Source organism: Nesterenkonia sp. K-15-9-6 (assembly GCF_052656005.1).
This window is the reverse complement of the sequence record NZ_JBQYEY010000046.1, coordinates 1-6,835: the sequence shown is the minus strand read 5'-3', so window position 1 is coordinate 6,835 and position 6,835 is coordinate 1. Positions and strand designations below refer to the sequence as shown.

The window sequence follows — 6,835 nt, the reverse complement described above, 5'->3', positions numbered from 1 at the left end:
AGTAGATCTTCGGCATAGTGACTATCCTCTCTGCTCGCTCGAGCAGTCAGGAAGTCAACCGAACCTTCAGCAGACCCATCGCCGCCGGAGCAGGTCTGCGCCCGTGCTGGGTGACGTAGTTCTCAATGAGTCGGTCGGTTTCGGCGTCGATATGCCTACTCCTGGTCGAAAACTCAGAAACCAGGTCTTCGGGGACGGTGGTGATGGCCCAGGAGGGGTTGCGGTCCCTCCCCATCTCTCGGCACTCCCACCCCACCCCGAGCATTCGGGTGAGGTGGTCGGCGAAGATTGCCTCATGCATCTCCGATAACGCGACCACTGATGCGTGCAGGGGTCTTCCGTCCAGGGAGCGCCACTTCCCATCCAGCACTGTCTGGACCTTATTGGAGACCACCACATGGGTGTGCAGGTGAGGGTCGCCGGCCCGGGAGTCGTAATGGTCATAGGCGGTAGCAATCAGCCCGGTCACATCGACCTGTGCAACCGCCCCGTCCCTTGCGGTTGCACCGGTGCGGGTGGCTGCAACCTCGGACTCCATAAATGCAACCACCTCTGCAACCGCAGCATGATGAGCCTGAGCAATCAACGCCTGAGTCCCAGCATCAGCAACCGCCCACAACACCGAGGCAGACTTCGGCACCGAGAACGTGAAATCGAACCCCGCCACCGCACGACGACGGCTGCGGGCGGCTTCCTCGGCCTCAATCCCAGCGACCGCCTCAGCCCTGGCAGCCGGACCCAAACCCGGTTCCAGTCCGGCGATACGGGACTCGATCCGCTCACTGGTGGACTTGTACTGGGGATACGCCTTCCCCAACGGCTCACCGGTGACCGGGTCACGACCCATCCCCACCAGCAGCTGAAGCTGCGCCTCAGAGACCTCATCACCCACACCGATCCGCCCATCCCCCAGCCCACGGACGCCGGTACCCAGCCATCGCCCCGGCGGGGTACCTTCCTCCGCGTAGTACCGGGTCAACGGAGTAGACAACGACCGGTCACCATCCCCAGCGGCCACCGTCCGCAGCAGGTACTTATACCCATCACCAGCCGACATGACCCGCATCGATACCGTCACCAAGACCACCGCCTCTCGATGATCAGGTGGGCAGCGAAACACCTGGATGGCACAGGCCCACCCTCGATCTGCAAGAGGCGTGGTCGTTCAGGTGGGTAGTGCACCGACCGAATCCTCGGGGATGAAGAAACCTTCCTTGCATACCCCAGGGGGTATATGTCAGGATGCTCTATATACCCCCGGGGGTATACAGGAGCTATTCATGGGAGGCGCAATGCTACTGGAACGTATCTATGACGAAGACCTGGCACAGGCCAGCTACTTGATCGGCTGTCAGGCTGAGAATGAGGCGGTGGTGGTCGACCCACGCCGTGACATCGCTGAGTATTTGGAACTTGCTCGACGCCACGAGATGAAGATCGTGGCCGTCACCGAGACCCATATCCATGCCGACTATCTCTCGGGAAGTCGAGAGCTGGCTTCGGCGACGGGCGCTGAGCTCTATGTCTCCGGTGAAGGGGACGATGATTGGCAATACGGATTCGACGCCCACCGCCTCTATGACGGCGATGCGATCGCTATTGGAAACATCACGATCAGGGCTCGGCATACCCCTGGCCATACCCCGGAACACCTGATCTTCGAGATCACTGATGGTGCGTTCAGCGATCAGCCGGGATACATCCTCTCGGGCGACTTCGTTTTCGCCGGGGAGCTCGGGCGGCCGGATCTGCTGGATGAGGCTGCCGGCGGTGTCGATACTCGATATGCGGGAGCGAAGCAGCTCTTCAACAGCCTGAAGAATGTCTTTACTGAGATGGAAGACCACGTCTTGGTCTACCCCGGTCATGGTGCCGGTAGCGCCTGCGGGAAATCGCTGGGTGCCCTTCCGGCCACGACAGTGGGCTATGAACGGGCCAATGCCTGGTGGGCACCTTATCTTGACAACGATGACGAGGCTGGATTCGTCCAGCAGCTTCTGGAAGGCCAGCCGGATGCCCACGCCTATTTCGGGCGGATGAAGCGGCAGAACAAGACCGGCCCTGCGATTCTGGGCCAGCTATCAGACCTCGAGGAACTTCCGACCCATCAGGTTGCGGCCGGAGTCGAGACCGATGAGCTCATCGTGATCGACCCCCGCCCCCACCAGCAGGTGCATACCGGGACCGCGCTCGGGGCTCTGAATATCCCCAGTGATAAGCCTGCCAGCTTCGGTGCCTGGGCCTATGACCCAGAACGGGAGAGCCGCCCCTTGGTGCTGCTGGCCGCCGACCAGGATGAGGCGCACCGACTGCGGGCCCACCTGATCCGAGTCGGGATTGATCAGCATGCCGGCTACATCAGCAGCCTCGACGGCCTCCCGAGGTTCGCCCCTGCAACCCTCGCCCCTGAGGAGCTCGCCGTCGCCGAGGCGGATGTGCTGCTCGATGTTCGCAACGCCTCTGAGTACGCAAGCGGCCATATCCCCAAGGCGCAGAACCTCAGCGCCGGCAAGGTCCTCTGGCACCTGGACGAGCTGCCGAAGGACGCCACGATCATCTCTTACTGCCAATCCGGGAAGCGCAACTCCGTCGCGGCCAGCGCCCTTCGTCGAGAGGGCTACCGGGTCCTCGAGTTGGAGGGCAGCTACAACGCTTGGCTCGAGCATCAGGGCCGCTGAGCTCACACCCCACTGACGAAAGGCTGACCATGACTGTCACATATTGTGCCCCTGAGGATCTGCTTCAGGGCGACCCCTCTGCACCTCAAGTACTCATCGATGTCCGCACACCTGCAGAATTCGAAGCTGCTCATATCAAGGGCTCACGAAACCTTCCGCTGGACCTGCTGCAGAAGAACCCCTCTGCAGTGGCCTCCTCGCTGCCTGGCGAGGTCATGCTGCTGTGTCAATCCGGTGCACGCAGCCAGCAGGCCGCACAGGCCCTGTCCCAAGCGGGGGCTGACCGTCTCCACATGCTCAACGGCGGCATCAATGCCTATGTGCAGGCAGGCGGAGAGCTGCTGCGGGGAACCCCACGGTGGGAGATGGAGCGGCAGGTCCGCATGGGGGCCGGGGTCCTGGTGACTACGGGCATCCTCGCCAGCCACTTCGTCAGCCCGAAGTTGAAGTGGCTCTCCTTCGGCGTCGGCTCCGGGCTGATCTTCGCCGCCGCAACCAATACCTGCGGCATGTCCTACGCGCTGAGCCGGATGCCCTGGAACAGAACCGCAGCAGACCCCACCCTGGAGTCCGCGCTTCGGGATATTCCTGACATCACCGGCACACTCTGAGACCCCCATGGAATCTCTGAGTCTGCTCGTCCTCGCCCTGGCGGCACTGATCGGTGTCTCGTTGGGCCTGCTGGGCGGTGGCGGCTCCATCCTGGCGGTCCCGCTATTGGCCTATGTGGCCGGGATGGAGCCGAGGGAAGCAGTGGCGGGCTCGCTGTTCGTAGTCGCTGTCACCTCAGCGGTGAGCCTGATCAGCCATGCACGCCGCGGCAACGTTCGCTGGAGGATCGGTGCGCTGTTCGGCGCCGCCAGCATGTTCGGCGCCTTCGCCGGCGGGCTGATCGGCGGCCGGATCCCCGGAACGGTACTGATGATCGCTTTCGCTCTGATGATGCTGGTCACCGCAGCGGCCATGCTACGCCGCCGGAAGGCCGTCCCCGCATCCTCTCCGGGTGGGAAGAAGCCCTCCCTGAGCAGGTGGCGCGTCCTCGCCGACGGGCTAATCGTCGGCCTGGTGACGGGCATGGTGGGCGCCGGAGGCGGTTTCCTCGTGGTTCCCGCCTTGGCCCTGCTCGCTGGCCTGCCCATGTCCGCAGCGGTGGGCACCTCCCTGCTGGTGATCACCATGAAATCAGTGGCCGGCCTAGGGGGCTACCTGACTGTTATCAGCCTGGATTGGCCGCTGATCCTGCTGGTCACCGGAGCAGCCGTCGCAGGCGCACTGCTGGGGTCGCGGTTCACCGATCGCATTCCAGAGGATGGTCTGCGCAAGGCCTTCGGAATCTTTGTCCTGATCATGGGTGGGCTTGTACTCACCCTGGAACTCACCTGAACAGAAGGAACTTCATCATGACGACTGTCCATGCCCTGAACCAGCACACCTTCACCAGCAGTATCCACCAGGATGGCATCGTCCTGGTGGACTTCTGGGCCGACTGGTGCCGCCCGTGCCGCGCCTTCGCCCCGGTCTTCGAAGGTGCCGCCGCCGAATATCCAGAGATCACCTTCGCCTCAGTCGACACCGAGGCCGAACCAGCCCTGGCCTCAGCTGCGAAGATCACCTCAATACCTACCCTGATGGCGTTCCGCGACGGGGTGCTGGTGTACTCACGGTCCGGGGCTCTGGCTCCAACGGAGCTCCACGAACTCATCCAGTCCGTCAAAACCCTAGATATGAGCGAAGTCCGGTCTCAGCTCGCTTCCGGCTGACCCTTCTTCTGCCCAGAAACATGGGACCATTATTCGTCGTGTTCTCTGATCCAAGGCACCGGAAGGACCCACATGCGAAACGCAGACCCCGAGACCCAGCGCAAGATCATCAACAGGCTCAAGCGCGCCCGAGGCCAGCTGGACTCGGTCATCAACTCGGTGGAGAACAACGGCTCATGCCGCGAGGTCGTCACCCAGTTGGCCGCGGTCTCCACAGCTCTTGACCGTGCTGGCTTCATGATCGTCTCCGGTGCCATGCAGTACTGCATCACAGACCCAGAATCGGCCGCCGAAGACGAAGACGGCCTCACCGTGGAGGAACTCGAAAAACTCTTCCTCACCCTCTCGTGACACAAGGGCACCCAAACCTTGAGGGGCGCATGGTGAACCGGCCCAGGTTCGATGCCGCTACTTTGCGGGTTCGGGCTCTCGTGTGAGGGCCTGATTGTGGAGCTTCTCGAACTCTATCGGGGTGAGCATCCCGAGGGTGCCGTGGAGTCGCCGATTGTTATACCAGTCGACCCAGCCGGCAGTTGCGTACTCGACGTCGGCGAGGGTCCGATAAGCGCCGGGATGGAACACGGTGGTGCGGATGCACTCGGCTTTGTAGAGCCCGTTGATCGTCTCCATCAGGGCGTTATCGTAGGCGTCGCCAACAGTTCCGATCGATGGCGAGATGCCCTCAAGTGCGAGGTGCTCAGTCAGACGAATCGCTGTGTATTGCGACCCGGCATCGCTGTGATGGATCAAACCTCCAGGTGAGACAGGGTTCCCTTCCCGCTCGCGCTGCCACAGAGCAATCTGCAGAGGGGTCATCACCAGGTCGACCTTCTTACTGGAACTGGCGTGCCAGCCCACGATCCGCTGGGCGAAGACGTCCAGGACAAACGCAACATAGACGAACCCCGCCCAGGTGCGGACGTAAGTGAAGTCCGTGACCCACACCCGGTTCGGCGCCGGGGCAGTGAAGTCACGGTTGAGCAAGTCACCGGCTCGTTTCCCGTCCGGATCAGGGATGGTGGTGCGCAGCTTCTTCGCTCGCCGAACGCCCTCGAGCCCAAGAGTGCGCATCGCGCGATCCACCGCCCCGCGGGAGGTCCCAGCGAGCCCGGGCTCCTGGCGGATTCGGGCCACCCACTTCCGTCGGCCATACAGGCCCTCCGGAGTCATCTGGATCTGCCCGGTGACCTCGTTGAACGTCCATGCCAGGTCGCGGATCTTGTCCTCGACCAAGGCATCGGTGACAGTGCGGGCAGCGATCCGGACCGGGCTCTTCCAGGCCCGGTAGGTCCTCGCAGCGATCCCCAGACCCTGCTGGCGCAGGACGCGAAGGATCGACTCGACTGCGTGGCCCTCGCTTCTCATCTCATCGATGAAAGCGCAGGTCAGCGGTTGCGGGGGTCGAGTTCCCCCGCGAAGAAAATCGAGGCTCTGCGGAGAATCTCGTTGTCCTCCCGCAGCCGCCGGTTCTCGGCCTTGAGGCGTTTGACCTCAGCGGATTCCTCACTCGTGACCCCGGGACGGGTTCCGTCGTCGACTTCGGCTTGGGACAGCCACCGCCGCACGGACTCGCGCGAGACGTTCTCTTGGCGTGCAACCGCAGTGACTGCAGCGGTCAGGGTGGGGTATTCCTGCTGGTGCTCTCGCACGAGTCGCACGCACCTCGCGCGCAGCTGGGGATCGATCTTCTTCGGCATACTGTCTATCCTTCCGGACTTAAACAGCAGCGGCATCAAACCTGGGCCGGTTCATGTCACCGCAGATGGGCCCTGGGGCGCAGACCTCACCTGGGAAGCCCCAGGTCGGAGCACTTCCGACCTGGGGCCTTTTCGTGCTCGGGCGGGAGCCGGGGCACACTTGGGTGCTTCTGAAGCTTCCTGGGGGAGCCTGCGCTACGGCTCCATCCACCGGCAGAGGTGCCGAACGGAGCGCATCGGGAATGCGAAGAAGCATCGCGAGTGACCGATTGGGAGTTCTTCAGGTCAGCACTGGGTCTTAGTCGTTGTATTTGACCGCACGGAGGCGGGATGGCCCCTACTCCGCTAATATCTCCGATCTGGAAGCTATGGGCCTTCCGGCGGAAGCGCGGAGGGAATGCCCAGATTGATGGCGGTCACATCTGCGCCCTGAGAAGCGGCCGTTTCGGCGATGGCGTGGCCCATGCCGCTGGTGCCGCCTACGACAATCAGTTTGCGTCCGTCTAAAGTCATGATGCTCCCTTGTTTCTCGGCCTGGGCTCAGGCGGTCGTGTAAGCGCGAATCTCAGGTTGGTGGTGATCTTGCGCGACAGAACCATCAGCCGCGCGCCGCCCACGCTAGTTGTTGTGGGGCATGAGGTTGTCGGAGCCGGCGGGGCGATGAGAAAACGAACGGACTCCCGCCCGCAGGATGGTAATC

General features: G+C 62.8%; 6 protein-coding genes and 1 pseudogene. 5 read left to right on the top strand and 2 right to left on the bottom strand.

Annotation, left to right across the window (positions count from 1 at the left end):
- Positions 1-52: 52 nt before the first annotated feature.
- Positions 53-1,078 (bottom strand): annotated as a pseudogene (gene mobF, locus SD455_RS16430) (MobF family relaxase); the annotation flags it as partial.
- 214 nt (positions 1,079-1,292) lie between these two features.
- Here mobF and SD455_RS16425 point away from each other — a divergent pair.
- The 5 genes from SD455_RS16425 (at position 1,293) to SD455_RS16405 (ending at position 4,789) form a co-directional block, all read left to right on the top strand.
- Complete coding sequence (locus SD455_RS16425; protein ID WP_445508727.1) at positions 1,293-2,678, top strand: MBL fold metallo-hydrolase; 1,386 nt, start codon at positions 1,293-1,295, stop codon at positions 2,676-2,678.
- Between the two features lie 29 nt (positions 2,679-2,707).
- Positions 2,708-3,289, top strand: coding sequence for a rhodanese-like domain-containing protein (locus SD455_RS16420; protein WP_070158845.1), 582 nt, complete (start codon positions 2,708-2,710; stop codon positions 3,287-3,289).
- Between the two features lie 7 nt (positions 3,290-3,296).
- Complete coding sequence (locus SD455_RS16415) at positions 3,297-4,061, top strand: sulfite exporter TauE/SafE family protein (protein WP_070158846.1); 765 nt, start codon at positions 3,297-3,299, stop codon at positions 4,059-4,061.
- A gap of 17 nt (positions 4,062-4,078) precedes the next feature.
- Positions 4,079-4,438 carry a thioredoxin family protein gene (locus SD455_RS16410; protein WP_070158847.1) on the top strand — a complete coding sequence of 120 codons (360 nt, stop codon included), beginning with the start codon at positions 4,079-4,081 and terminating at the stop codon, positions 4,436-4,438.
- A gap of 72 nt (positions 4,439-4,510) precedes the next feature.
- Positions 4,511-4,789, top strand: a complete 279-nt coding sequence (locus tag SD455_RS16405) for a metal-sensitive transcriptional regulator (protein ID WP_070158848.1) — start codon at positions 4,511-4,513, stop codon at positions 4,787-4,789.
- A 57-nt stretch (positions 4,790-4,846) separates the two neighbouring features.
- On the opposite strand, the gene SD455_RS16400 is transcribed toward SD455_RS16405, so the two are convergent.
- Positions 4,847-6,135, bottom strand: a protein-coding gene (locus SD455_RS16400) for an IS3 family transposase (RefSeq protein ID WP_445508726.1) whose coding sequence is annotated in 2 segments (ribosomal slippage) — positions 4,847-5,862 and positions 5,862-6,135 — 1,290 coding nt in all. Because the reading frame shifts where the segments join, the coding sequence is not laid out codon by codon here.
- Positions 6,136-6,835 lie beyond the last annotated feature (700 nt).

Coding starts and splice junctions, on each gene's coding strand:
- SD455_RS16425 (WP_445508727.1), top strand. CDS start 1,293: ATGCTACTGGAACGTATCTATGACGAAGACCTGGCACAGGCCAGCTAC.
- SD455_RS16420 (WP_070158845.1), top strand. CDS start 2,708: ATGACTGTCACATATTGTGCCCCTGAGGATCTGCTTCAGGGCGACCCC.
- SD455_RS16415 (WP_070158846.1), top strand. CDS start 3,297: ATGGAATCTCTGAGTCTGCTCGTCCTCGCCCTGGCGGCACTGATCGGT.
- SD455_RS16410 (WP_070158847.1), top strand. CDS start 4,079: ATGACGACTGTCCATGCCCTGAACCAGCACACCTTCACCAGCAGTATC.
- SD455_RS16405 (WP_070158848.1), top strand. CDS start 4,511: ATGCGAAACGCAGACCCCGAGACCCAGCGCAAGATCATCAACAGGCTC.